This is a genomic window from Pseudomonas sp. AD21 (genome assembly GCF_002878485.1).
In the GTDB taxonomy this organism is placed as follows: Bacteria; Pseudomonadota; Gammaproteobacteria; order Pseudomonadales; family Pseudomonadaceae; genus Aquipseudomonas.
This window is the reverse complement of sequence record NZ_NQYG01000029.1, coordinates 23,375-47,044: the sequence shown is the minus strand read 5'-3', so window position 1 is coordinate 47,044 and position 23,670 is coordinate 23,375. Positions and strand designations below refer to the sequence as shown.

At 60.6% G+C, this 23,670-nt stretch carries 23 protein-coding genes, 1 pseudogene and 1 riboswitch; of the genes and pseudogenes, 17 read left to right on the top strand and 7 right to left on the bottom strand.

What is annotated here, in order from left to right; all coding sequences use genetic code 11:
- The first annotated feature begins 32 nt into the window (after nucleotides 1-32).
- The 4 genes from PseAD21_RS17760 (at nucleotide 33) to PseAD21_RS17745 (ending at nucleotide 3,740) form a co-directional block, all read left to right on the top strand.
- Entirely contained in the window at nucleotides 33-509 is a 477-nt protein-coding gene (locus PseAD21_RS17760) for a PaaI family thioesterase (RefSeq protein ID WP_102356802.1), read from the top strand.
- Nucleotides 506-958, top strand: coding sequence for a PaaI family thioesterase (locus PseAD21_RS17755; protein WP_102356801.1), 453 nt, complete (start codon nucleotides 506-508; stop codon nucleotides 956-958). The genes PseAD21_RS17760 and PseAD21_RS17755 overlap by 4 nt, the downstream gene beginning before the upstream one ends.
- A gap of 81 nt (nucleotides 959-1,039) precedes the next feature.
- The gene (gene htpG / locus PseAD21_RS17750) at nucleotides 1,040-2,944 is read left to right on the top strand and encodes a molecular chaperone HtpG (protein WP_102356809.1); all 1,905 of its coding nucleotides are present in this window, start codon (nucleotides 1,040-1,042) and stop codon (nucleotides 2,942-2,944) included.
- A 67-nt stretch (nucleotides 2,945-3,011) separates the two neighbouring features.
- Nucleotides 3,012-3,740, top strand: a complete 729-nt coding sequence (locus tag PseAD21_RS17745) for a dienelactone hydrolase family protein (RefSeq protein ID WP_102356800.1) — start codon at nucleotides 3,012-3,014, stop codon at nucleotides 3,738-3,740.
- A gap of 230 nt (nucleotides 3,741-3,970) precedes the next feature.
- Here PseAD21_RS17745 and PseAD21_RS17740 read toward each other — a convergent pair whose 3' ends face one another.
- A complete protein-coding gene (locus tag PseAD21_RS17740; protein WP_102356799.1) occupies nucleotides 3,971-4,837 on the bottom strand; it encodes a pirin family protein in 867 nt (288 codons plus the stop codon).
- 61 nt (nucleotides 4,838-4,898) lie between these two features.
- Nucleotides 4,899-5,315 (bottom strand): OsmC family protein, encoded by a 417-nt coding sequence (locus PseAD21_RS17735; protein WP_102356798.1) that lies wholly within the window; start codon nucleotides 5,313-5,315, stop codon nucleotides 4,899-4,901.
- Nucleotides 5,316-5,409: 94 nt separating this feature from the next.
- On the opposite strand from PseAD21_RS17735, the pseudogene PseAD21_RS17730 reads away from it, so the two are divergent.
- Both PseAD21_RS17730 and PseAD21_RS17725 read left to right on the top strand, forming a co-directional pair.
- Nucleotides 5,410-5,694 (top strand): annotated as a pseudogene (locus tag PseAD21_RS17730) (hypothetical protein); the annotation flags it as partial.
- A 98-nt stretch (nucleotides 5,695-5,792) separates the two neighbouring features.
- On the top strand, nucleotides 5,793-7,418 hold the full coding sequence (locus tag PseAD21_RS17725) for a methyl-accepting chemotaxis protein (RefSeq protein WP_102356797.1): 1,626 nt from the start codon (nucleotides 5,793-5,795) through the stop codon (nucleotides 7,416-7,418).
- A gap of 182 nt (nucleotides 7,419-7,600) precedes the next feature.
- Here the strand turns inward: PseAD21_RS17725 and PseAD21_RS17720 are convergent, their stop codons facing one another.
- Genes PseAD21_RS17720 through purM form a run of 3 tightly spaced genes read right to left on the bottom strand, consistent with a single transcriptional unit; the run spans nucleotide 7,601 to nucleotide 10,031 of the window.
- Nucleotides 7,601-8,314, bottom strand: coding sequence for a DUF3108 domain-containing protein (locus PseAD21_RS17720; RefSeq protein ID WP_102356796.1), 714 nt, complete (start codon nucleotides 8,312-8,314; stop codon nucleotides 7,601-7,603).
- A gap of 8 nt (nucleotides 8,315-8,322) precedes the next feature.
- Nucleotides 8,323-8,973 (bottom strand): phosphoribosylglycinamide formyltransferase, encoded by a 651-nt coding sequence (gene purN, locus PseAD21_RS17715; protein ID WP_102356795.1) that lies wholly within the window; start codon nucleotides 8,971-8,973, stop codon nucleotides 8,323-8,325.
- A complete protein-coding gene (purM, locus tag PseAD21_RS17710) occupies nucleotides 8,973-10,031 on the bottom strand; it encodes a phosphoribosylformylglycinamidine cyclo-ligase (protein WP_102356794.1) in 1,059 nt (352 codons plus the stop codon). The genes purN and purM overlap by 1 nt, the downstream gene beginning before the upstream one ends.
- 374 nt (nucleotides 10,032-10,405) lie before the next feature.
- Here purM and PseAD21_RS17705 point away from each other — a divergent pair, with 374 nt between their 5' ends.
- The 5 genes from PseAD21_RS17705 to PseAD21_RS17685 all read left to right on the top strand — a co-directional run bounded on the left by PseAD21_RS17705 (nucleotide 10,406) and on the right by PseAD21_RS17685 (nucleotide 15,098).
- Nucleotides 10,406-11,464, top strand: coding sequence for a DUF2066 domain-containing protein (locus tag PseAD21_RS17705; protein WP_102356793.1), 1,059 nt, complete (start codon nucleotides 10,406-10,408; stop codon nucleotides 11,462-11,464).
- A gap of 34 nt (nucleotides 11,465-11,498) precedes the next feature.
- Nucleotides 11,499-12,572, top strand: coding sequence for an AI-2E family transporter (locus PseAD21_RS17700; protein ID WP_102356792.1), 1,074 nt, complete (start codon nucleotides 11,499-11,501; stop codon nucleotides 12,570-12,572).
- 219 nt (nucleotides 12,573-12,791) lie between these two features.
- A complete protein-coding gene (gene hda, locus PseAD21_RS17695) occupies nucleotides 12,792-13,496 on the top strand; it encodes a DnaA regulatory inactivator Hda (protein WP_025111852.1) in 705 nt (234 codons plus the stop codon).
- 226 nt (nucleotides 13,497-13,722) lie between these two features.
- On the top strand, nucleotides 13,723-14,340 hold the full coding sequence (locus PseAD21_RS17690) for a C40 family peptidase (protein WP_003223044.1): 618 nt from the start codon (nucleotides 13,723-13,725) through the stop codon (nucleotides 14,338-14,340).
- Between the two features lie 221 nt (nucleotides 14,341-14,561).
- Nucleotides 14,562-15,098 (top strand): C40 family peptidase, encoded by a 537-nt coding sequence (locus PseAD21_RS17685; protein WP_025111851.1) that lies wholly within the window; start codon nucleotides 14,562-14,564, stop codon nucleotides 15,096-15,098.
- 126 nt (nucleotides 15,099-15,224) lie between these two features.
- On the opposite strand, the gene PseAD21_RS17680 is transcribed toward PseAD21_RS17685, so the two are convergent.
- Both PseAD21_RS17680 and PseAD21_RS17675 read right to left on the bottom strand, forming a co-directional pair.
- On the bottom strand, nucleotides 15,225-16,538 hold the full coding sequence (locus tag PseAD21_RS17680; protein WP_102356791.1) for a sorbosone dehydrogenase family protein: 1,314 nt from the start codon (nucleotides 16,536-16,538) through the stop codon (nucleotides 15,225-15,227).
- Nucleotides 16,539-16,604: 66 nt separating this feature from the next.
- Complete coding sequence (locus PseAD21_RS17675; protein ID WP_102356790.1) at nucleotides 16,605-17,189, bottom strand: hypothetical protein; 585 nt, start codon at nucleotides 17,187-17,189, stop codon at nucleotides 16,605-16,607.
- Nucleotides 17,190-17,352: 163 nt separating this feature from the next.
- A riboswitch (cobalamin riboswitch) is annotated at nucleotides 17,353-17,584 on the top strand.
- A gap of 80 nt (nucleotides 17,585-17,664) precedes the next feature.
- Here PseAD21_RS17675 and cobO point away from each other — a divergent pair.
- From cobO to PseAD21_RS17645, 6 genes are read left to right on the top strand one after another with little or no spacing between them, the layout of a single operon-like run.
- Complete coding sequence (gene cobO, locus PseAD21_RS17670) at nucleotides 17,665-18,276, top strand: cob(I)yrinic acid a,c-diamide adenosyltransferase (protein ID WP_003223053.1); 612 nt, start codon at nucleotides 17,665-17,667, stop codon at nucleotides 18,274-18,276.
- Complete coding sequence (locus PseAD21_RS17665) at nucleotides 18,273-19,676, top strand: cobyrinate a,c-diamide synthase (protein WP_102356789.1); 1,404 nt, start codon at nucleotides 18,273-18,275, stop codon at nucleotides 19,674-19,676. Before cobO ends, PseAD21_RS17665 begins: the two co-directional genes overlap by 4 nt.
- Nucleotides 19,673-20,323: a 5,6-dimethylbenzimidazole synthase gene (gene bluB / locus PseAD21_RS17660; RefSeq protein ID WP_102356788.1), complete on the top strand. Its 651-nt coding sequence runs from the start codon at nucleotides 19,673-19,675 to the stop codon at nucleotides 20,321-20,323. The genes PseAD21_RS17665 and bluB overlap by 4 nt, the downstream gene beginning before the upstream one ends.
- Entirely contained in the window at nucleotides 20,320-21,228 is a 909-nt protein-coding gene (gene cbiB / locus PseAD21_RS17655) for an adenosylcobinamide-phosphate synthase CbiB (protein ID WP_102356787.1), read from the top strand. Before bluB ends, cbiB begins: the two co-directional genes overlap by 4 nt.
- A complete protein-coding gene (cobD, locus tag PseAD21_RS17650; protein WP_102356786.1) occupies nucleotides 21,221-22,213 on the top strand; it encodes a threonine-phosphate decarboxylase CobD in 993 nt (330 codons plus the stop codon). Before cbiB ends, cobD begins: the two co-directional genes overlap by 8 nt.
- Nucleotides 22,210-23,661, top strand: a complete 1,452-nt coding sequence (locus PseAD21_RS17645; RefSeq protein ID WP_102356785.1) for a cobyric acid synthase — start codon at nucleotides 22,210-22,212, stop codon at nucleotides 23,659-23,661. Before cobD ends, PseAD21_RS17645 begins: the two co-directional genes overlap by 4 nt.
- Nucleotides 23,662-23,670: the final 9 nt, after the last annotated feature.

The following is a 23,670-nucleotide window of genomic DNA, read 5'->3' as shown; positions in this document are numbered from 1 at the left end:
CGAAAACAGACACTAACAAGAGTAATTATCAAATGGTCGAAAACCCCGTTTTTGAGCGTGCGACGCGATTTCTTACGGCGTTGCGCCACTGTCAGGTGCTCGGTTTGACGGTGCACAGCGCCAGCACTGAAGGGCTGACGGTAAAGTTGCCGTACAGCGCGAAAATAGTCGGCAATCCGCAGACTGGCGTGATCCATGGCGGGGCAATTACTTCGTTGATGGACACCGCATGCGGCATGTCGACACTGTGCGTGCTGCCGGAATTCGAAGTCTGCCCGACGCTGGATCTGCGCATCGACTACATGCACGCTGCTGAACCGAACAAGGACGTCTACGGCTTCGCCCAGTGTTATCGGGTCACCACCGACGTGATCTTCGCGCGCGGCTTTGCCTATCAGGACGACCCGCAGCAGCCGATCGCCCATGTCGTTGGCACATTCATGCGCATGGGCAAGGGCCTGAAGGGCACTCAGGGATTTGGCGGCAAGATCAAAGGAGAGCGTCCATGAGTGATGACTGGAAGCAACAGTTGCAGCAGGCTCACGCTCAGGGCGATTACGCGCCGCTGCTGCAGATAATTCCCTACGCCGGGCTGATCGGCATCGAATGCTCGCGAGTCGGCGATGAATTGCTGTTCAAGCTGCCGGCGAACAAGGACAACATTGGTAACCCTTTATTGCCGGCCATCCATGGCGGGGTGATTGCCGGGTTCATGGAGCTGGCGGCCGCGTTGCATTTATTGATCTTCACCGGGGCGCCCGGGGTGCCGAAGATCATCGACTTCTCCCTTGATTACCTGCGTGCCGGGCAGTTTCGCGACACTTGGGCCAAGTGTCAGGTCTGTCGTCAGGGCCGCCGCGTCGCCAACGTTGCGATCACTGCCTGGCAAAGCACCGAGAGCGAGCCGATTGCCACCGCCCGTGCACACTTCAAAATCGATGAGCCCTTGAAATCCTGAACGCTGCCCCCAACTCAGTGAACAACCCGCCGCAGACCATCTGGGTCGCGGCCAATGCCATCTGATTGGAGTTTGATGACCATGAGTGTGGAAACTCAAAAGGAAACCCTGGGCTTCCAGACCGAGGTAAAGCAGCTGCTGCACCTCATGATCCATTCGCTGTATTCCAACAAGGAAATTTTCCTTCGCGAATTGATCTCGAACGCCTCTGACGCTGTCGACAAGCTGCGCTTCGAAGCCCTGGCCAAGCCTGAGTTGCTCGAAGGTGGCGCTGAGCTGAAAATCCGTGTGAGCTTCGACAAGGACGCCAAAACCGTCACCCTCGAAGACAACGGTATCGGCATGAACCGTGACGATGTGATCACCCACCTGGGGACCATCGCCAAATCGGGCACCGCCGATTTCATGAAGAATCTCTCGGGCGATCAGAAGAAAGATTCGCACCTGATCGGCCAGTTCGGTGTGGGCTTCTACTCTGCCTTCATCGTTGCCGACCAGGTTGACGTGTACAGCCGTCGCGCCGGCACTCCAGCCAGCGAAGGCGTGCACTGGTCGTCGAAAGGCGAGGGCGAGTTCGAAGTCGCCACCATCGACAAGCCAGAGCGCGGTACCCGCATCGTCCTGCACCTGAAAGCGGCTGAAGACGAGTTCGCCGATGGCTGGCGTCTGCGCAACATCATCAAGAAGTACTCCGACCACATCGCTTTGCCGATCGAGCTGCCGAAAGAAGCGGCTGCTGCCGAAGGCGAAGAGGCCCCTGCCGTTGAATGGGAAACCGTCAACCGCGCCAGCGCCCTGTGGACCCGTCCGCGCACTGAAGTGAAGGACGAGGAATACCAGGAGTTCTACAAACACATTGCTCACGACTTTGAAAACCCGCTGGCCTGGAGCCACAACAAGGTCGAAGGCAAGCTCGAGTACAGCTCACTGCTGTACGTGCCGGCCCGTGCACCGTTCGACCTGTACCAGCGTGAAGCGCCGAAAGGCCTGAAGCTGTACGTGCAGCGTGTGTTCGTGATGGACCAGGCAGAGTCGTTCCTGCCGCTGTACCTGCGCTTCATTAAAGGCGTGGTCGATTCCAACGACCTGTCGCTGAACGTGTCGCGGGAAATCCTGCAGAAAGACCCGATCATCGACTCGATGAAGTCGGCGCTGACCAAGCGTGTGCTGGACATGCTGGAAAAACTGGCGAAGAACGAGCCTGAGCAATACAAGGGCTTCTGGAAAAACTTCGGTCAGGTCATGAAAGAAGGCCCGGCAGAAGATTTCGCCAACAAAGAAAAAATTGCCGGTCTGCTGCGCTTCGCATCGACCCAGGGCGATGACGGCGAGCAGATCGTCGGTCTGGCTGACTACCTGGCCCGCGCCAAGGAAGGTCAGGACAAGATCTACTACCTCACCGGCGAAACCTACGCGCAGGTCAAGAACAGCCCGCACCTGGAAGTCTTCCGCAAGAAAGGCATCGAAGTGCTGCTGCTGACCGATCGCATCGACGAGTGGCTGATGAGCTACCTCAGCGAATTCGACGGCAAGACCTTTGTCGACGTGGCACGCGGTGACCTCGATCTGGGCAACCTGGACTCGGAAGAGGACAAGAAGGCTGCGCAAGAAGTCGCCAAGTCCAAAGAAGGTCTGGTTGAGCGTCTGAAAACCGCGCTGGGCGATTCGGTTGCCGAGGTTCGCGTATCCCATCGCCTGACCGACTCGCCAGCCATTCTGGCCATCGGAGAACAGGATCTGGGTCTGCAAATGCGCCAGATCCTCGAAGCCAGCGGCCAGAAAGTGCCGGATTCGAAGCCGATCTTCGAATTCAATCCAAGCCACCCGCTGATCGAGAAACTCGACGGCGAGCAGAGCGAAGAGCGTTTTGGCGACCTGTCGCACATTCTCTTCGATCAGGCAGCCCTGGCTGCCGGCGACAGCTTGAAGGATCCGGCCGCGTACGTGCGCCGTCTGAACAAGCTGCTGGTTGAACTGTCGGTTTAATCACGTTGTATAAAAACCCGCTTCGGCGGGTTTTTTCATTCTGGTGTTTACCCTTCAGGAGTCAGAAATGAGCCAAGTCACTGTACGTTCCGTGGTCTATCAGCTTGATGGCCAGCCTTATGAAGGTCGTCTGGCGTTCGACGCCGAGCACAAGGGCGCACGCCCGGGCCTGTTAATGGCGCCGAACTGGATGGGCGTCAGCGCCGGTGCCGAGGAGATCGCCAAGTCGGTCGCGGCCAAGGGCTACGTGGTGTTGATCGCTGACGTTTACGGCCAGGCTGTGCGCCCGCAGAACGCGGACCAGGCCGGCGCGGCGATGATGCCACTGAAGAACGACCGTGCATTGCTGCGCAAGCGCATGCAGGCAGCGTTCGAGCAGTTGCAGAAGCAGGGCGAAGCGGCGGTCGATACGTCGAAACTGGCAGTGTTCGGTTTCTGCTTCGGCGGTTGCTGTGCACTGGATCTGGCCCGTACTGGCGCCCCGGTGAAGGCTGCCGTGTCGTTCCACGGCACGCTGGATTCGCCGAACCCGGCGGACGCGAAGAACATCAAGGGCTCGGTGCTGGTGCTGCATGGCGCTGCCGATCCATTGGTGCCGAAAGAGCAGTTGCCGGCATTTGAAGACGAGATGAATGCGGCGAATGTGGATTGGCAGTTGCTGAGCTACGGTGGTGCGGTGCATTCGTTCACCGATCCGCATGCCAATGTACCGGGCAAGATGATGTACGACGCCAAGACCGCGAAGCGCGCGTTCAAGTCGATGCATGATTTGCTGGATGAAGTGTTCAAGGGCTAAAGCCTGAAAAGCAAAAGCCCCTCACCCTAACCCTCCCGAAACGTCGGACCGCCCGGAGGGAGAGGGGACTGATTGGGGGATGCTTGAGGGTTACGCCGACCTGAAAGTGTCTTGGTGAATCCATAATCGCCAAGATTTTTCAGGTCGATGTATGACGCAAGACACCTCGGTCGGCGCCCTCTCCCTCCGGGCGGTCCGACGTTTCGGGAGGGCTGGGGTGAGGGTGCTTTTCAGCGCGGCAACTCGATCCGTTCAACTTCCCCCGGCACCGTCGGCCAATCCCCGGCCGCCCATTTGCGTCGCGCTTCATCGATCACCGCCGGATCGCTCGCGACAAAATTCCAGTTGATCCGCCGTGGCCCGTCCAGCGGCGCGCCGCCGAACACCACTGCATGCACATCACTCTCGGCAAACAGGCTCATCTCTTCCCCGGCCGGCAACACCATCAGCGCATGCGGCTCGATCGTTTCGCCGTTCAACTGGGCATCACCACTGAGCACATAAATCGCCCGTTCCTCGTGCTCGGTCGGGATCAGCAGTGTCGTTGCTGTCTGCATCTTCACTTCGGCGTACAGCGTTGGAGAAAGCACTGGCACCGGCGATTCCAGACAAAAGCCTGAACCGGCAATCATGCGAATCTGCACGCCGAGGTTATCGCTGACCGGTAGCGTTGCCGCGGGGTGATGGCTGTAATGACCCGGGCCTTGCTCGTGGTCCTTGGGCGAAGCCAGCCAGATCTGCAAGCCGTGCATCGTGAAGCTCTGCTCCCACAACGGCTCGGGCGTGCGCTCGACGTGGGCGATGGCGCTGCCCGCAGTCATCCAGCTGACATCACCGGCGCTGACCACTTGATCGGAGCCGAGGCTGTCCTTGTGCTGGATCTGTCCTTGGAACAGGTAGGTGAGGGTCGACAGACCAATGTGCGGATGCTGTCGGATGTTCATGCCTTTGCCCGTCGGATAAACCGTCTCGAGCATGTGGTCGAAAAACACGAAAGGCCCGACGCTGCGGCATTTGGCTGACGGCAGCGGGCGCAGGATCGGCTGGCCTTCGACGTCTTCGGCGCGCGGGCGGATGATCAGAGGTTGCGTGTCCATGGTGCATTCCAGACTGAGCGGGTGATGCCAGAAGCATAACCCGCCGCTGGCGCGAGGGGGATTACTGGCTATCGAAGCCTTGCGGGGCGTGGGTTTCGATGCTGACGTCGGTCGTGGTCATCAGTTTGTGGATCGGGCAGCGGTCGGCCACTCGTAGCAACTCTTCGCGTTGCGCGTCAGTCAGCACGCCCTTGAGCGTGAGGGTGACGTGTAGCACGTATTTGCCTTTCTGTTCCTCGCTACTGTCACGTTTGACCTCGACACCGACGCCGGTCAGCGGGATGTCTTTCTTCTTCGCGTACATCTTCAAGGTCAGGGCCTTGCAAGCGCCAAGGGCCGCGTCGAAGTAGTCGTGCGGCTCAGGCGCGGTGCCTTCGCCACCGGCCGACTTCGGTACGTCGGCAAACAATTCGTGCTCGTCGATCTTTACGGTGTGACGAAAACCTTCGGCGGAGACGGTGTTGACGGTAACAGTCATGGCAACCTCACTGGCAGTAGGAAAAGTCGTGTGATCAAAAAAGACCTTGCAGTTATAGAGCATTCCCACAAGCACGCGTTCCACTTTCTCACGCCCTAATCTGTTGGACGAGTTGGGCAAGCCGCGCCAGGAATGACTGGCATAGGTGGAGAAATACCCGGAGCGCTTCATGATCGGCTCGGATGTTGTAGGCCAATTCAACAAACTTGGTCAGGAAATGCACAGCTTCACGCCGTTTTTCGATGCCTTGCCCGAAGACGTCGCGCGTAAAGTCGCCCGGGACAACTTCCTGGCGATATTGCCGCGAACAGCGCTCAAGTCCTGGAAAAGCCCCGCTGAATCGTTAATGCCAAGGGTTAGAAGTATCAAGGCCTTTTGATATCACCTTTTCGTCTTACGCAAATTTACGCTGGGCCGATACCTTCTAAGGCAACCAGCTGCAGGGTTGATGCAGCGCTTTTGGAAGGAACCAGAGTAATGAGTATCCGTAGTCTCAATATCGCGCCGCGTGCCGGCCTGGGTTTTGGTGTGCTGGCGCTGATGGTGTTTGCCCTGGGGGCGTTCGCCCTGCAGCAGATGTCGAACATGCGCGCGCAGTCTGATGAGGTTGATAACAACTGGCTGCCGAGCGTGATGGCGGTTGGCGAGATGAGTCAGGACATGCTGCGCCTGCGGGCGCTGACCATGCGCCTGCTGCTCAATCGCGATCCGCAGGCTCTGGAGCAGAATGTCACCAAGCTCAACGAGCTGCGCAGTGTGTTGAGTGAGGCCCAGCAACGCTATGACGTGTTGATTGTGTTGCCCGAGGAGCGAAGTCTGTTTGATCGCTTCAAGGTCGCCGAGCACAAGTATCTGGAGCTGCAGGCGCAGGTCATGACGTTGTCGGCGCAGAACCGGGTGGAGGAGGCGGCGGCAATTCTCAACGGCCAGATGAGTCCGTTGGCGGACGACATCGCTGTGACCTTGCGCGACCTGGTCGAGCTGAACAAGCACAACGCTAATCTCGCGACCGAAGCAGCGCGGTTGGTGTTTATCAATTCGCGGGTGTGGGTCGGTGTGATGATCGGCATCACCGCGCTGATCACCATCGGTCTGGCGCTGCTGCTGACCCGCAGCATTGTCCTGCCGCTGGCGCAATCGCTGGGTGTGGCGCAAGTGGTGGCCGGTGGCGATCTGACGGGCGATATCAGTATTTCCGGCAAGGACGAACCGGCGCGGCTGCTGCAGGCGCTGAAAAGCATGCAACACAATTTACGCGACACTATCCGTCAGATTTCCGAGTCGTCCAGTCAACTGGCGTCGGCCTCGGAGGAACTCAGTTGCGTCACCGAAGACGCCACGCGCGGGCTGCATCAGCAGAGCCTGGAGATCGAGCAGGCCGCGACAGCGGTCAATCAGATGACCGCTGCAGTGGAAGAGGTGGCGAGCAATGCGGTGGCGACTTCCGAGGCATCGCGCGAGTCTGACCGCATTGCCCAGCATGGGCGCGAGCAGGTCAAGCAGACCGTGACGTCAATCGAATCCCTGGCCGAGGATGTCACGTCCAACGCCACGCAGGTGGAAGACCTGGCGCAGAAGGTTCATGGCATCAGCAAGGTGCTGGACGTGATCCGTTCGATTGCCGAACAGACCAATCTGCTGGCGCTGAACGCCGCGATTGAAGCGGCGCGTGCCGGGGATGCGGGGCGTGGTTTTGCGGTGGTGGCCGATGAGGTGCGGGCGCTGGCGCATCGTACCCAGCAGTCGACCCAGGAAATCGAGCAGATGATCGGCGGCATTCGGCAGGGTACTGATTCGGCGGTGAGCTCGATGCAGCAGAGCAACATTCGTGCGCATTCGACCCTGGAGTTGGCGAAGGCAGCGGGTATGGCGCTGGAGGAGATCGCCTCGGCGTTCACCTTGATCAACGAGCGCAACCTGGTGATCGCCAGCGCCTCGGAGGAGCAGGCGGCGGTGGCGCGGGAGGTGGACCGCAATCTGATGAACATCCGCGATCTGGCGATGCAGACGTCGGCGGGGGCCAATCAGACCAGCGCGGCGAGTCAGGAACTGTCGCGGCTGGCGGTGGATTTGAACAATATGGTGGCGAAGTTTTCGGTCTGAGCGGTGCTATACCCTGTAGGAGTGAGCCTGCTCGCGATTGCTGTCTGACATTCACTGCATGTGTTGTCTGACAGTCCGCTATCGCGAGCAGGCTCACTCCTACAGGTCTTGCATCCATTTCCGGTTGGATTGCAGGCACAAAAAAGCCCCGCATTGGCGGGGCTTTTCGTTGTTGCGTCGGATCAGCTGCCTTTAACGGTTTTGCCGTTGACCGTGCCGTCCTGGAGCATGATGTTGTACTCCTTGCCGTCGGTTTCAACTTGTTGCAGGCGAACCAGCAGGTAATCCCAGTCCTTGGCGAACCACAGGACGGTGATGCGCTTGCTTTGTGTCGGATCGCGCACGCGCTCGACTTTGATCGCGTCGATCTTGCCGGCTTTCGTTTCGACTTTTTCGGTACCCAGTACGCGGAAGTCGTAGGTATCGACATCGCCGCCGTCGACCACTTGATAGCTCATGGTCTTCTTGCCGGACGCCAGGTCGTGTTGCAGTGCCAGTTGATACGTGGACTTGTCGACCATGCCGCGGTTGAGTGGAACCTTGACCGCGTCACCACGATCGATACCGGTGACCATCTTGGCGTTCCAGTCGAAATCCAGGTCAGACTTCTTGGCCTTGCCCAAACCACCCCGTTCGAAGTGGTAGGACTGTGGCAGCAACGTGTCCTTGTCGACGGTCAGGGTGCTTTCTTCGGTCAGGTTGGCGATCATCATCGACGCCTTGAAGCTGAGTTTCCAGACGCCGTTGGCTTCCTTGGTCAGGCTGCGTTCGGCGGTGCCGCTCATGGGCAACTGCTTCCAGTCGGCGGTGTAGCTGGCGGAGAACGGTTGAAGGTCTGCCGCCTGCGCGAAGGGCAGGGCGAGCAAGGCGCAAGCGAAAAGCAGGGCGCGACGCATAAAATCTCCTAGTGTCGAATCAAGTGGCCGCTGGCCGCGAGTAACTGGCCATCCAGTAAAGCACCTTGCTCACCGAGTGCCAGTCGCCCTTCGGCAAACCAGCGTACAGCCATCGGGTAGATCAGGTGTTCCTGAACATGGACTCGCTGCGCCAGACTCTGCGGCGTGTCGTGCAACTCTACCGGTAATACTGCCTGTACGACCAGTGGTCCGCCATCGAGTTCCTCGGTGACGAAGTGCACTGAGCAGCCGTGCTCGGCGTCGCCGGCCTCCAGCGCGCGCTGATGAGTGTGTAACCCTTTGTATTTGGGCAGCAGCGACGGGTGGATATTGAGCAGGCGACCCTGGTAGTGGCGAACGAAATCAGCGCTGAGAATGCGCATGAAGCCGGCCAGTACCACGAGTTTCGGTTTGAATTCGTCGATCAGTTCGATCAGGGCAGCATCGAAGGCCTCGCGACCTTCGAATGCCTTGTGATCCAGCGAGCGGGTGGCGATACCCGCGTCACTGGCGCGTTGCAGGCCGTAGGCGTCGACGCGGTTGGAAATCACCGCAGCGATGCGGACCGGGCTGTCGCCGGTCCGCGTGCTGTCGATCAGAGCCTGCAAGTTACTGCCGGTGCCGGACAACAGCACCACGACATCACAGGTTGCGGACATTAATGAGCCTTAAGGTTCTGCAGATCAACCTGAGCTGCACCTTCGGCGGCAGCGGCGATCTGGCCGATGACCCAAGGCTGTTCGCCAGCGTCGCGCAGGGTCTTCAGAGCAACGTCTACGTGCTCCTGAGCCACGCAGATCACCATGCCGACGCCGCAGTTCAGCACGCGGTGCATTTCGGTTTCGTCGACGTTGCCTTGCTCTTGCAGCCAGTCGAAGACGGCCGGGCGAGTCCAGCTGGCCACGTCAACCACGGCCTGAGCACCTTTTGGCAGAACGCGCGGGATGTTGTCCAGCAGGCCGCCACCGGTGATGTGGGCCATGGCTTTGACCGCGCCGGTGTCTTTGATCAGCTTGAGCAGCGGCTTCACGTAGATGCGGGTCGGGGCCATCAGCAGGTCGGTCAGTGGTTTGCCGTCGAGCTGGATGTTTTCGATGTCGGCGCCGGACACTTCGATGATCTTGCGGATCAGCGAGTAGCCGTTGGAGTGCGGGCCGGACGATGGCAGGGCGATCAGCGCGTCACCGGTGGCGACTTTCGAGCCGTCGATGATTTCAGCCTTTTCCACCACGCCGACGCAGAAACCGGCCAGGTCGTAGTCTTCGCCTTCGTACATGCCAGGCATTTCAGCGGTTTCACCGCCGACCAGCGAGCAACCGGACAGTTCGCAGCCGGCGCCGATGCCGGTTACAACCTGGGCTGCGGTGTCGACATTCAGTTTGCCGGTGGCGTAGTAATCGAGGAAGAACAGTGGCTCTGCGCCGCAAACGACGAGGTCGTTGACGCACATGGCAACCAGGTCGATGCCGATGCTGTCGTGCTTGTTCAGGTTCAGCGCCAGGCGCAGCTTGGTGCCGACGCCGTCGGTACCGGAAACCAGCACAGGCTGCTTGTAGCCGGCCGGGATTTCGCAGAGGGCGCCGAAACCGCCCAGGCCGCCCATGACTTCCGGGCGCGCAGTGCGCTTGGCGACGCTCTTGATGCGTTCGACCAATGCTTCACCGGCGTCGATGTCTACACCGGCGTCCTTGTAGCTCAGGGAGGGTTGCTTGCTCATGATCCAGGCCTTTAGGGGAGGGGATTCAGGGGTAACGACCGAGTTCAGCGGGAACGCCAAAACCGGTGGGGCGATAGCCTCACGCGAATTTCGGGGTGCCCGGCTGTTGCCGGTCTGCGAAGGCGCGCGATTTTATCAGGCTTGAGGGGCAGCGGCCATCCTTGCGCCGACGGGCAGAGACATAATCGACCGAATTTTTTTGCAATTGTGCTGACTGGGTGCCTGTATAAGGTGTGCCGATTAACCGTCTATCGTTATCACTGTGCAAAAACTTACCGCTACCGTGTGAATGTTTTGCGATGGCAGATTGTCACAGCCTTGCTTAACCGGTTCACGCGGCCTGTTCCAGCCGCTCCTGTCGACGGGAATTTTCCATGCGTTTTTGTAAATTGTTGGTTGTGGGTTGTTTGTCTGTGGTCAGCCTGGCGAGTCACGCCGAAAACCTCAAAGGTCTCTATCAAGTACGCCAGCCGGTCAGCAGCCAGGCACCCGAAGAGCGTGATCGCGCCACACAGGCTGCGCTGGATACGCTGGTGTTGCGTCTGACCGGCGACCCGAAGGCGCCGCAGAGCCCGGGTCTGGCGGCGATTCGCAAGGATCCGCAACAGATCATCAGCCAGTTCGGTTTCGATGCCGGGCCGCCGGAAGTGCTGAAAGTCGATTTCGATCCGGCCACCACCGAGCAGGCGCTGCGTCGCGCGGGGCTGTCGTTGTGGGGCGCGAGTCGACCGTCGATCCTGAGCTGGTGGCTGAACGATTCGACTGAAGGTTCGAGCCTGGTCGGTGACGGTCAGGCCGCTGCTGCGCCGTTGCGTGCGGCGGCCCAGCATCGTGGTCTGCCGTTGCGCTTGCCTCTGGCGGATCTGAGTGAACAACTGGTGGCCACCGCGCCGGTGCTGGACGGCACCGATCCTGCGCCGTTGCACGGGGCTTCGGAGCGTTACGGCGCGGATGCCTTGCTGGCGGTGCATGCGCACGAAGAAGGTGGGCAGTGGCAGGCCAAATGGCATCTGTGGCTGGGCGATCAAAAAGAGGCCGGCAGCGTGCAGGGCGCTGATCAGGCTGCAGTGGCCGATGCGGTGATGCTGGCGGTGGCCGAGCGTCTGGCGCCGAGGTTTGTTGCCAAGCCTGGGGTGTCGGGTCAACAGACCCTGGAAGTGCAGGGCATGAATCTTGAGCATTATGCCGCGCTGCTGCGGTTACTCGAACCATTCGGTGTGCGTCTGCAAAGTGTCGAGGGTGATCGCATCGTGTATCGGGTCAGCGGCAGCGCCGATCAGTTGCGCGCGCAATTGTCGCTGGCGAAGTTGCAGGAGTTGCCGGCTGAAGCGCCGGCACTGGTGGCGCCACCACAACCGGCCGTTGCCGGTTCTGCGCCGGTTGTCGCTGCGGCCCCGGCACCTGTGGCGCCATCGTTGCGGTTTCGCTGGTAAGTCTTTCTTTATATATAAGCAACAGGAGTGGTACATGGCCGATTCGCGGCGTTGGTTCTGGCTCGGTGGGGTAGTCCTGCTTTGCGCGTTTGTCTGGTTGCTGCACCCGATCCTCACGCCGTTTCTGGTGGCGTTGCTGCTGGCGTATCTGTTCGATCCGCTGGTGGATCGCCTTGAGCGACTCGGCCTGTCGCGCACTTGGGGCGTGATCGCGGTGTTTGCCTTGTTCACGTTGATCGTCACGACCCTGTTGCTGGTGTTGGTGCCGATGCTCGCCAAGCAGTTGCTGCGTTTGTATGAACTGGCGCCGCAGATGCTCGACTGGCTGCAGCACACCGCATTGCCGTGGGCGCAGTCGAAACTGGGCTTGTCGGACGGCTTCTGGAAGTTCGACAAGGTCAAGTCAGCGATCAGCGAGCACATGGGCCAGACCACCGACATCGTCAGTGTGGTGTTGAGTCAGGCGACAGCTTCAAGCCTGGCGCTGATTGGCTGGCTGGCGAACCTGGTGCTGATTCCTGTGGTGAGCTTTTACCTGCTGCGCGACTGGGACGTGATGATGGCCAAGATTCGCAGCCTGTTGCCGCGCGATCGCGAAGAAACCATCGTCTCATTGGCTGGCGAATGTCACGAGGTGCTAGGTGCGTTCGTGCGCGGGCAATTGCTGGTCATGCTGGCGCTGGGTGTGATCTACGCCGCAGGCCTGATGATCGTCGGTCTGGAGTTGGGGCTGTTGATCGGCCTGATCGCGGGACTGGCAGCGATCGTGCCGTACATGGGCTTCGTGATCGGGATTGGCGCGGCACTGATTGCCGGGTTGTTCCAGTTCGGTGGCGATCTGTATCCGATGATCGGGATTGTCGCGGTGTTCATGGTGGGGCAGGCCCTGGAAGGCATGGTGCTGACGCCACTGCTGGTGGGCGACCGGATCGGTCTGCATCCGGTGGCGGTGATCTTCGCGATTCTGGCCGGTGGCGAGCTGTTCGGTTTCACCGGTGTCTTGCTGGCATTGCCGGTGGCGGCGGTAATCATGGTGCTGGTGCGTCACGTGCACGATTTGTACAAGGACTCTGATATCTACAGCGGGGTCGACGACCCCGAGTTGTAGCCTCATCGCGGGCGGCCCGGTATTGCACCGGGTTGGCCCGTGTTTTGCGGTGAGTTTGTTCGGCGCCGCGTCAGAGAAACTGTCATAAAACCAGCGCGTTAACGCAAACCTTTGATTTTGCTTGGGGTCTGTCGCATTGTGCGCTCAGCTTCACGGGTATAAACTTCGCAAACTTTACACAGAGGCCACTAACGGTTCCTTGAGAACTGTTCAGTCAGCATGAAACCGATTCAGCTGCCCCTAGGTGTGCGTCTGCGTGACGACGCCACCTTCATCAACTACTACCCAGGCGCCAATGCCGCTGCACTCGGCTATGTCGAGCGCCTATGCGAAGCCGACGCTGGCTGGACCGAAAGCCTGATCTATCTGTGGGGCAAGCATGGCGTAGGACGTACGCATCTGTTGCAGGCTGCGTGTCTGCGTTTCGAGCAGATGGGTGAGCCGGCAGTGTATCTGCCGTTGGCCGAGTTGATGGATCGCGGCATCGAAATTCTCGACAACCTTGAACAGTACGAGCTGGTCTGCCTGGATGACTTGCAGGTGATTGCCGGCAAGCCGGACTGGGAAGAGGCGATGTTTCATCTGTTTAACCGTCTGCGTGACAGCGGTCGGCGCCTGCTGATCGCCGCGTCCACCTCGCCGCGCGAGCTGCCGGTCAAACTGGCCGACCTCAAATCACGCCTGACCCTGGCGCTGATCTTCCAGATGCGACCGCTTTCTGATGAAGACAAATTGCGCGCGCTGCAGTTGCGCGCTTCGCGTCGCGGTCTGCACCTGACCGATGAGGTCGGTCATTTTATTTTGACCCGCGGTACCCGCAGCATGAGTGCATTGTTCGACTTGCTCGAACAACTGGATCAGGCCTCGTTGCAGGCGCAGCGCAAGCTCACAATTCCGTTCCTCAAAGAAACTCTCGGTTGGTAGTCCAGCCCTTGAAATACGCGGCTTGCAGCCGGTTTCGACATATTTCAGGCGCCAGAAAATCCGCTTTTCCGCACCGTGTGCAGACCGCGTATCGATTCAAATGGGCTTAAGCGCTTAGATGTAAACGAGAAACCGGGAAGTCACAAAAAGATCGATTGAATTTGCAAATGAGGCTGATAGCGGGCATAGTCTCGGCTTCTTTACAACTTCAGCCACGGTCGTGCCCATGCTAAATCGCTTCGCACCCCTCGTGCCTCTCGCACTCGTCACCCTGTTGTTCGGTTGCGCTGCTCATTCTCCAGTTCAAGAGCAGCCTCAACAGGTTAAAAATTCTGCTACTGCCCAGTCTTCCGTTATTTATCAGGAAGAGCTGGCTACTGAAAAAGAACTCGCCGATTTCAACGGCAAGAAGCCTTACGAGCTTCCGGTTCTGGCCGACAGCATCCTCGAACGCGGCATGTCCCTGATCGGTACCCGTTACCGTTTCGGCGGTACCTCTGAAGCCGGTTTCGACTGCAGCGGTTTCATCGGTTACCTGTTCCGCGAAGAAGCCGGCATGAATCTGCCGCGCTCCACCCGCGAAATGATCAATGTGGATGCCCCGCTGGTCTCGCGCAGCAATCTGGAGCCGGGTGATCTGCTGTTCTTCGCCACCAATGGTCGTCGCGGTCGTGTAAGTCACGCCGGGATCTACCTGGGCGACAACCAGTTCATTCACTCCAGCAGTCGTCGCAGCGGCGGTGTTCGCATCGACAGCCTGGGTGACAGCTACTGGAGCAAGACCTTCATCGAAGCCAAGCGCGCCCTCGCGATGGCGCCGACCGTGGTCACCGCTCGCAAGTGATTCCCCCGTTGTCGCCACGTCCGTGGCGACCAAAACGGCCCTCGGCAACGGAGTAGACCTAGACTTTACAAGGTGAAGTTAAAGTCTTACTTGAAGTTTGTCGTATAGCCGCTAGAATCCTGTATCTATATTGATGGCAAACCGCCTGCGTGCTCCGCAGGCGGTTTTGTTTTCTGTCCATTCGGCAGAGAAAGCCGCAGCCAGATCAGGATGTTCTGCTTATGACGATGTCGGCCCGCCTTGCTTTGATCTTCTTCGCAGCGCTGCTCAGCGCCTGCGCCAGTCGCACACCGCCGCCTGCGCCCGTCGTACGCGCCCCGGTGGTGTTCGGACCTTCCCAATCATTCTCCCCCGCTGCTGAAGACGTGCTGTTTCGCGCGCTCGGCCTGGTTGGTACACCTTACCGCTGGGGTGGCAACACGCCTGATTCGGGGTTCGACTGCAGTGGTCTGATCGGTTTTGTTTACCGCGACGCGGCCGGTATCAATCTGCCTCGCTCGACGCGTGAGCTGATCGTGATGCAGGCGCCGAACGTTGGCAAAGAAGGCTTGCAGACCGGAGATCTGATCTTCTTCGCCACCAATGGCGGCTCGCAAGTCAGCCATGCAGGGATCTACGTCGGGGAAGGGCGCTTCGTGCATGCGCCGGCAACCGGCGGCACGGTGAAGCTCGATAGTCTGTCGAAGGCGTATTGGCAGAAAGCCTATCTGAGTGCCAAGCGGGTGTTGCAGCCTGAGCATCTGGCGCATAACCCTTAGTCGCTGAAATCCAATGTGGGAGCGGGCTTGCTCGCGAATGCGGTGTGTCATTCAACTACGATGTTGATGACCTGACGCTTTCGCGAGCAAGCCCGCTCCCACATTTGTTATGTGTTGGGCGCTAAATTATTTGGCGGACGACACCCGCCACACCTTGTTGCCCACATCATCGGCCACCAGCAAGCCACCTTGCTGGTCGATCACCACGCCCACCGGGCGACCCAACGCGTTCTCATCCTTGTCGAGGAAGCCGGTCAGCACATCCACCGGTGCCCCGTTTGGCTTGCCTGCCGCGAACGGTACGAAAATCACTTTATAGCCACTGTGCGGTTTGCGGTTCCATGAACCGTGCTGGCCGATGAACGCGCCTTGCTGGAATTGCGCCGGCAAGCTGTTGCCTTCGGCGAAAGTCAGGCCCAGGGAGGCGGTGTGTGGGCCTACGGCGTAGTCCGGCGCGATGGCCTTGGCCACCAGGTCTAGGTTTTGCGGTTTGACGCGCACATCCACGTGTTGGCCGTAATAGCTGAACGGCCAGCCATAGAAGCCGCCGTCCTTGACCGACGTGATGTAGTCCGGCACCAGGTCGCTGCCGATTTCGTCGCGCTCGTTGACCGCCGTCCACAGTGCGCCGGTGGTAGGTTCCCACGCGAGACCGTTGGGGTTGCGAATGCCCGAGGCGAAGATCCGGTGGTTGCCGGTGGCGCGATCCACTTCCCAGATCGCCGCGCGACCTTCCTCTTTATCCAGCCCGTTTTCGCCAACGTTGCTGTTCGAGCCGACGGTGACGTACAACTTGCTGCCGTCCTTGCTGGCGATGACGTTCTTGGTCCAGTGATGGTTCAGAGTGCCGCCTGGCAGGTCGGTGACTTTGATCGGCTGGGTCTTGATCTCGGTAGCGCCCGGCTCGTAGTGGAAGCGCAGCAGGCGATCGGTGTCAGCGACGTACAAATCGTTGCCGACCAGGGTCATGCCGAACGGCGAATTGAGATTCTGCAGAAACACCGTGCGGGTCTCGGCCACGCCGTCGTGGTCGGCATCGCGCAGCAGAGTGATGCGATTCGGGCTCGGCACACCAGCGCCGGCCTTGCCCATGACTTTCTTCATCACCCAGCCGCGAATGCCGCTGCTGTCGTCAGGCTTGGGCGGGGCGTTGGTTTCCGCCACCAGCACGTCGCCGTTGGGCAGCACGTAGAGCCAGCGCGGATGGTCGAGGCCTTCGGCAAACGCTGCGACTTGCGTACCGGCCGCTGCGGTCGGTTTGCCGCCCGCAGGCCAGCCGACCGCCGGTGCGATATTCACTGTCGGGATCAGAGTGTTGTTGGGTTCGGGCAGTTTCGGTGACGGACCGGTGCCGTCGGAAACTTGCAGGCTGGAGGACTCACCGCAGGCGGCGAGTCCTCCGGCGAGGGCGATGACGAGAGCGAGTTGGGTTTTGCGCATTACTGATCTTCCCTATGAATGCATGCCTAATCATAGAGGAGCCTGCGCACCCGATGGTTCAACCGCTCAGCCACGGGCCTCTTTGAACAGCACGGCAATGCCGGGATGGTAGTTGCCCGCTTCGCTGCGCAACTTGCGGTAGGCGTAGGGGAAATACCAGGCGACCGCGCAGCAGTGTTCCTTTTGCAGGTCGTCGACCATGTCTTGCAGCTCTTCGGGGCTGGCGCTGTGCTGGGCCTTTTGCGGGGCGACGAACAGGCAGCCGAGCTTGAGGTCGCTGGCAAAGCTGATGCGTTTGGCATCGCTGGTGATGTCCTGCAAGGCCTGGGTCAGGTTGAGGTTGTTGACTCGCGGCCAGCGCTGGGTGGCCTGGAGGTAGGCGCGGTCTTCGGCGCCGGCGAGGAACAGGTCGGCGCGGGCATTGCGCTCGCCGTCCTCGTTCTGCTTGCGGGTGGTGGTGTCGCAAAGGGTCACCAGCTCGGCCATCCATGCCGCAGCGGAGAGCAATCCGAGATTGGCTTTCTCGTCATGCCAGTAAGGCGTGTCGTTGTCGCCGCGCACGGCGTTGTAGCGGTCGATACAGTCAAACCAGCGTTCAAGCATCGGGCGCAGGAATTCCAGGCGCGGGTTGCTGATGATCATGCCTTGCATCGTAATCATCCTTATTGTTGTGATGGGCTTTTTCGAGAAAAGCATGGCTCTTTGATATCATTTGTAACAGTGTGGCACAAGATTGGCGCCAGATAATTGATCGGCGGCAGTTATTCGCCCGACGGCCGCCTCTTTAATTGACGCTCCACCCCCAACCCTCTAACCTTCGCGGCTTGTTTCAGGTGCTCTGTGACGTGTGTCGACAGAGTGAAACAGGGAAGCCGGTGAGGGTTGTCTTCAGGCGAAGAACGATCACGATCCCGGCGCTGCCCCCGCAACGGTAAATGAGTAAAAGCTGCACATTCAGCCACTGCCTCGAAAGATGCGGGAAGGCGTGCAGCCAGGCGATGCGCCGCTCATGAGCCCGGAGACCGGCCTGATCCATCCAGCGGCATCACGGTGGGCGATGCCAGGCTTTTTGCCGTCTATTCTTGTGCCCGCCCGCCGTTACCCAGCCTCAACGGAGAGCTCCCCCATGACCGATTCCCCCGAGCGTGACGAACGCCATCTGGCGCGTATGCAGCGCAAAAAAGCCGTGATCGACGAACGCATCGCCAACTCGCCTGACGAGTGCGGCCTGGTGCTGGTGCTGACCGGCAATGGCAAAGGCAAAAGCAGCTCGGCGTTCGGCATGCTCGCTCGCGCCATGGGCCACGGCATGCAGTGCGGCGTGGTGCAGTTCATCAAGGGCCGCAACAGCACCGGCGAAGAACTGTTCTTCCGCCGTTTCCCGGAGCAAGTGCGCTTTCACGTGATGGGCGAGGGCTTCACCTGGGAAACCCAGGATCGTCAGCGCGACATCGCCGCCGCCGAAGCCGCGTGGGCAGTGTCCCGTGAGCTGTTGCGCGATCCGTCGATCGGCCTGGTGGTGCTGGATGAACTGAACATCGCCCTCAAGCATGGCTACCTCGACCTGGATCAGGTGCTCAGCGATTTGCAGGCGCGTCCGCCGATGCAGCACGTGATCGTCACCGGTCGCGCGGCCAAGCCGGAAATGATCGAGATGGGTGACACCGTCACCGAAATGGGCATGCTCAAACACGCCTTCCAGGCCGGCATCAAAGCGCAGAAAGGCGTCGAACTTTGAATCAACCACGTCACTGCCCGGCGGTGCTGATTGCCGCGCCGGCCTCCGGTCAGGGCAAGACCACGGTCACTGCCGCGCTTGCTCGATTACATCGCAATCAGGGACGTAAAGTGCGCGTCTTCAAGTGCGGCCCGGACTTTCTCGACCCGATGATTCTCGAACGCGCCAGCGGTGCGCCGGTGTATCAACTGGACATGTGGATGGTCGGCGAACAGGAAAGTCGACGCCTGCTGTGGGAAGCCGCCGCCGAGGCCGATCTGATCCTGATCGAAGGCGTGATGGGCCTGTTCGACGGCACGCCATCGAGCGCCGATCTGGCGCGGCATTTTGGTGTGCCGGTACTCGGTGTGATCGACGGCACGGCGATGGCGCAGACCTTTGGTGCGTTGGCGCTGGGTTTGGCGAAGTATCAGCCGGACCTGCCGTTTGCCGGCGTGCTGGCCAATCGTGTCGGCACCTTGCGCCATGCGCAATTGCTGGAAGGCAGTCTCACGGAAGGTCTGCGCTGGTACGGCGCGTTGTCGCGCGAGACTGGCATCGAACTGCCGAGCCGCCATCTCGGCCTGGTGCAGGCCAGCGAACTGAATGACCTCGATGTGCGTCTCAACGCCGCTGCCGACGCACTGGCCAGTAGTTGCGAGGTAGCGCTGCCGCCAGCGGTTGAGTTCGCCGCGCCTGACGTCATCGCTGTCGAGCCGCTGCTGAAGGATGTGCGCATTGCCGTTGCGCGTGATGAGGCGTTTGCCTTCACCTATGGCGCGAGTCTCGATCTGTTGCGGGCGATGGGCGCCGAGTTGAGTTTCTTCTCGCCGATTCGCGATATGCAATTACCTGAAGCGGACAGCTTGTATCTGCCCGGTGGTTATCCGGAATTGCATCACCTTGCGTTGTCGCAAAACACCGAGATGCTCGATGCGATTCGTGCCCATCATGCGGCAGGGAAACCGTTGCTCGCTGAGTGTGGCGGGATGCTGTATTTGCTCGATTCGTTGACGGATGTTGAAGGCGCGCGTGCTGAACTGGTCGGGTTGCTCAAGGGCGACGCGGTGATGCAAAAGCGTCTGGCGGCGTTGGCGTTGCAGGCGGTGGATCTGCCGGAAGGTTCGTTGCGTGGGCACACTTATCATCATTCGCTGACCACCACCGAGCTGACGCCGATTGCTCGAGGGCTGAGCCCGAATGGTGGGCGCGGCGCCGAGGCGGTTTATCGGGAAGGGCGGATGACGGCTTCTTATGTGCACTTCTATTTTCCGTCGAATCCTGCGGCTGTCGCTGCACTGTTTGCGCCGCCCCTTGAGGACGCTATCGCGAGCAGGCTCACTCCTACATTAGTGGGCGATGGTGTGCCTGACGAAACGCAATCCCCTGTAGGAGCGAGCCTGCTCGCGATGGGGCCATGACCGACAACGCATTCTCCGAAGCCGAGCGCCAAGCGGTCTATAAAGCCATCGCCGAACGCCGCGACATGCGCCACTTCATCGGTGGGGTGGTTGAGCCCGAGTTGCTGCGCCGACTTCTGGAAGCCGCGCATCAGGCCCCAAGCGTCGGCCTGATGCAGCCCTGGCGCTTCATTCGTATCAGCGACCGAGCTTTACGTGGCCAGATCCAGAACCTCGTCGAAGAAGAACGCATCCGCACCGCTGAAGCGCTCGGCGAGCGCAGCGACGAGTTCATGAAGCTCAAGGTTGAAGGCATCAATGATTGCGCCGAAGTGCTGGTCGCGGCGCTGATGGACGATCGTGAAAAACACATTTTCGGTCGTCGCACATTGCCGGAAATGGACATGGCGTCGTTGTCCTGCGCGATCCAGAACCTGTGGCTGGCGTCCCGTGCCGAAGGACTGGGCATGGGCTGGGTCTCGCTGTTCGACCCGCAGGCACTGGCCGATCTGCTGCAACTGCCGGCCGGGGCCAAGCCGTTGGCGGTGTTGTGCCTGGGCCCGGTCAAGGAATTCTATCCGGCGCCGATGCTGGTACTCGAAGGGTGGGCGCAAGCGCGTCCGCTCAATGAGTTGCTGTATGAAAATTATTGGGGAGTGAGTCAATGAGTGTGGCGTTGTTGAGTGTCGCCGCAGTCGCGCTGGATGCGCTGCTGGGTGAACCGAAACGCTGGCATCCGCTGGTGGCGTTCGGCAATTTTGCCGGACGCATCGAGCGACGTTTCAATGCGGGCGGCCGTGGCTGGCGCAGTCACGGGGTCACCGCGTGGGTGATTGCGGTGCTGCCGCTGACCTTGCTCGCCACCGCGTTTTCCTGGGCGCCCTACGTGGGCTGGATTGTCGAGATTCTTGCGCTGTATTGCGCCCTCGGCATGCGCAGCCTTGGCGAGCACGTCGAGCCTGTGGCCAAAGCCCTGCGCAGTGATGATCTGGAAGAGGCGCGCAAGCGCGTCGGTTATCTGGTCAGCCGTCAGACCAGTGAACTGGACAGCACCGCCGTCGCACGCGCCGCCACCGAATCGGTGCTGGAAAACGGCAGTGATGCAGTGTTCGCCGCGCTGTTCTGGTTTGTCGTGGCCGGTGCGCCAGGCGTGGTGCTCTATCGCTTGAGCAATACACTCGACGCAATGTGGGGTTATCGCAACGAACGCTTCGAGCGGTTCGGCTGGTGCGCGGCAAAAATCGACGACGTGCTCAACTACATTCCTGCACGACTGGTGGCGCTGACCTACGCGCTGCTGGGCAACACCCGGCTCGCCTGGAAATGCTGGCGCACCCAGGCGCCGCAATGGGACAGCCCCAACGCAGGTCCAGTGATGGCCGCTGGTGCCGGTGCGTTGAATGTCGAGTTGGGCGGTCCGGCGATCTATCACGGTGAACTGCACGAGCGTCCGCAACTGGGCGCAGGCGCGCCGGCGGATGCCGATTCGATTGATCGCGGCTGGCAATTGGTCCAGCGCGGGGTATGGTTATGGCTGCTGATTCTCTGCGTGGGGGCTGAATTCTATGCTTGAGCACGGTGGCCGGCTGCGCAAGGCGGCACTCGAATACGGGATTGCCGAGGCCGACTGGCTCGACCTGTCCAGTGGCCTGGCGCCGTGGCCATTTGCGGTGCCGGAGATTCCGTTGCGTGCCTGGGCACGGTTGCCGGAAACCGACGACGGACTGGAGCAGGCCGCGTGCGATTACTACGGCGCCTCCCAGGTGCTGCCGGTAGCCGGTTCGCAGATGGCGATCCAGTTGCTGCCGCGTCTGCGCCGCGCCGGCAAGGTCGGCGTTTTGTCGCCGTGTTATGCCGAGCACGCCGAAGCCTGGCGCCGCAGCGGCTACATCGTGCGCGAAGTGCTGGAGCAGGAAGTCGAATTCTTTCTCGACAGCCTCGACGTGCTGGTGGTGGTCAACCCGAACAATCCCACCGGCCTGAGCCTGACGCCGGCGCGGCTGCTCGACTGGCACGCGCGGCTGGCCCAGCGTGGCGGCTGGCTGGTGGTCGATGAAGCGTTCATGGACAACACGCCGCACCTGAGTCTGGCGTCGTACACCCATCAGGTCGGCTTGGTCGTGTTGCGCTCGTTTGGCAAGTTTTTCGGTCTGGCCGGCGTGCGCCTGGGCTTTGTGCTGGCCGAACGCAAGCTGCTCAGATTGCTCGCCGAACAGGTCGGGCCATGGGCGGTCAGCGGGCCGACACGGGTGCTCGGGCAAACCTGCCTGCAAGACACCGAAGCGCACACCCGCCAGCGCATTCGCAGCGACGAGGCCAGTGAACGCCTGGCACGGCTGCTGGAGCGCTACGGCTTCAAACCCCAGGGCGGTTGCGCGCTGTTTCAGTGGCTGATCACCGAACACGCGCCTGCGTTGCACGAATTCATGGCCCGACGCGGCATCCTCCTGCGCATCTTCACCCACAACAGCAGTCTGCGTTTTGGCCTGCCCGCCAACGCGGCTGAAGAAGCGCGTCTCGAACAAGCGCTGCAAGCCTTTGCCAAGGAATCGACATGACCACCCTGATGGTGCAGGGCACCACTTCCGACGCCGGTAAAAGCACGCTGGTGACGGCGCTGTGCCGCTGGGCCACCCGTCAGGGCGTGGCGGTGGTGCCGTTCAAACCACAGAACATGGCGCTCAACAGCGCAGTGACCGCTGACGGCGGCGAGATCGGTCGCGCGCAAGCGGTGCAGGCGCAAGCTGCGCACCTCGAACCGCACACCGACATGAACCCGGTGCTGCTCAAGCCCAACAGTGACACCGGCGCACAAGTGATCATCCATGGCCGTGCCGTCACCAGCATGAACGCCGTGGCTTATCACGACTACAAAGCCATCGCCATGCAAGCGGTGCTGGCTTCGCACGAGCGGCTCAGCGCGGCGTATCCATTGGTGATGGTCGAAGGCGCAGGTTCGCCAGCGGAGATCAATCTGCGTGTCGGGGACATCGCCAACATGGGCTTTGCCGAGGCGGTGGATTGCCCGGTGCTGCTGATCGCCGACATCAATCGCGGCGGGGTATTTGCGCATCTGGTCGGCACCCTTGAGTTGCTGTCGCCGAGCGAACAGGCACGGGTCAAAGGTTTCATCATCAACCGTTTTCGCGGCGACATCGCTTTGCTGCAACCGGGCCTCGACTGGCTGGAACAGCGCACCGGCAAACCGGTGGTGGGCGTGCTGCCGTACGTGATGGATCTGCACCTGGAAGCCGAGGACGGTATCGACCAGCGCCAGACCGACAAGGCCGAGCAAGTGCTCAAAGTAGTCGTGCCGGTGCTGCCGCGCATCAGCAACCACACCGATTTCGATCCGCTGCGTTTGCACCCGCAAGTGGACCTGCAATTCATCGGCCCGGGGCAGGCGATTCCTGCCGCCGATCTGATCATCCTGCCGGGCTCGAAAAGCGTGCGCAGCGATCTGGCGTATCTGCGTGCCAATGGCTGGGACGCGGCGATCAATCGGCACCTGCGTTACGGCGGCAAACTGTTGGGGATCTGCGGTGGTCTGCAAATGCTCGGCGAGCAGGTGCATGACCCGCTGGGGCTGGAAGGCGCGCCCGGTTCGAGTGCCGGGCTCGGTTTGCTGGCGTTCGAAACGACGCTGGAAGCCGAGAAGCAATTGCGCAACGTGCGCGGGCATCTGGCGCTGGAAGAGGCCGAGGTCAGTGGTTATGAAATCCATGCCGGGGTCACGGTGGGGCCGGCGCTGGAGAATGCGGCGGTGCATCTGGAAGACGGTCGTTGCGACGGCGCGCAGAGTCCGGATGGGCAGGTGTTCGGCACATATCTGCATGGCTTGTTCGAATCGCCGGCGGCGAGTGCGGCGTTGCTGCGTTGGGCCGGGTTGAGCGATGTGCAGGACGTGGATTACCACGGCTTGCGCGAGCGCGATATCGAACGTTTGGCGGATCTGGTGGAGAAGCATCTGGATACCGGTCTGTTGCGCCGGCTCTGTGGGATTTGAATCGTCTGT

Bases quoted from the DNA above. Each gene is read 5' to 3' on its own strand.
- PseAD21_RS17760 (WP_102356802.1), top strand. From the start codon at position 33: ATGGTCGAAAACCCCGTTTTTGAGCGTGCGACGCGATTTCTTACGGCG.
- PseAD21_RS17755 (WP_102356801.1), top strand. From the start codon at position 506: ATGAGTGATGACTGGAAGCAACAGTTGCAGCAGGCTCACGCTCAGGGC.
- htpG (WP_102356809.1), top strand. From the start codon at position 1,040: ATGAGTGTGGAAACTCAAAAGGAAACCCTGGGCTTCCAGACCGAGGTA.
- PseAD21_RS17745 (WP_102356800.1), top strand. From the start codon at position 3,012: ATGAGCCAAGTCACTGTACGTTCCGTGGTCTATCAGCTTGATGGCCAG.
- PseAD21_RS17740 (WP_102356799.1), bottom strand. From the start codon at position 4,837: ATGGACACGCAACCTCTGATCATCCGCCCGCGCGCCGAAGACGTCGAA.
- PseAD21_RS17735 (WP_102356798.1), bottom strand. From the start codon at position 5,315: ATGACTGTTACCGTCAACACCGTCTCCGCCGAAGGTTTTCGTCACACC.
- PseAD21_RS17725 (WP_102356797.1), top strand. From the start codon at position 5,793: ATGAGTATCCGTAGTCTCAATATCGCGCCGCGTGCCGGCCTGGGTTTT.
- PseAD21_RS17720 (WP_102356796.1), bottom strand. From the start codon at position 8,314: ATGCGTCGCGCCCTGCTTTTCGCTTGCGCCTTGCTCGCCCTGCCCTTC.
- purN (WP_102356795.1), bottom strand. From the start codon at position 8,973: ATGTCCGCAACCTGTGATGTCGTGGTGCTGTTGTCCGGCACCGGCAGT.
- purM (WP_102356794.1), bottom strand. From the start codon at position 10,031: ATGAGCAAGCAACCCTCCCTGAGCTACAAGGACGCCGGTGTAGACATC.
- PseAD21_RS17705 (WP_102356793.1), top strand. From the start codon at position 10,406: ATGCGTTTTTGTAAATTGTTGGTTGTGGGTTGTTTGTCTGTGGTCAGC.
- PseAD21_RS17700 (WP_102356792.1), top strand. From the start codon at position 11,499: ATGGCCGATTCGCGGCGTTGGTTCTGGCTCGGTGGGGTAGTCCTGCTT.
- hda (WP_025111852.1), top strand. From the start codon at position 12,792: ATGAAACCGATTCAGCTGCCCCTAGGTGTGCGTCTGCGTGACGACGCC.
- PseAD21_RS17690 (WP_003223044.1), top strand. From the start codon at position 13,723: ATGCTAAATCGCTTCGCACCCCTCGTGCCTCTCGCACTCGTCACCCTG.
- PseAD21_RS17685 (WP_025111851.1), top strand. From the start codon at position 14,562: ATGACGATGTCGGCCCGCCTTGCTTTGATCTTCTTCGCAGCGCTGCTC.
- PseAD21_RS17680 (WP_102356791.1), bottom strand. From the start codon at position 16,538: ATGCGCAAAACCCAACTCGCTCTCGTCATCGCCCTCGCCGGAGGACTC.
- PseAD21_RS17675 (WP_102356790.1), bottom strand. From the start codon at position 17,189: ATGCAAGGCATGATCATCAGCAACCCGCGCCTGGAATTCCTGCGCCCG.
- cobO (WP_003223053.1), top strand. From the start codon at position 17,665: ATGACCGATTCCCCCGAGCGTGACGAACGCCATCTGGCGCGTATGCAG.
- bluB (WP_102356788.1), top strand. From the start codon at position 19,673: ATGACCGACAACGCATTCTCCGAAGCCGAGCGCCAAGCGGTCTATAAA.
- cbiB (WP_102356787.1), top strand. From the start codon at position 20,320: ATGAGTGTGGCGTTGTTGAGTGTCGCCGCAGTCGCGCTGGATGCGCTG.
- cobD (WP_102356786.1), top strand. From the start codon at position 21,221: ATGCTTGAGCACGGTGGCCGGCTGCGCAAGGCGGCACTCGAATACGGG.
- PseAD21_RS17645 (WP_102356785.1), top strand. From the start codon at position 22,210: ATGACCACCCTGATGGTGCAGGGCACCACTTCCGACGCCGGTAAAAGC.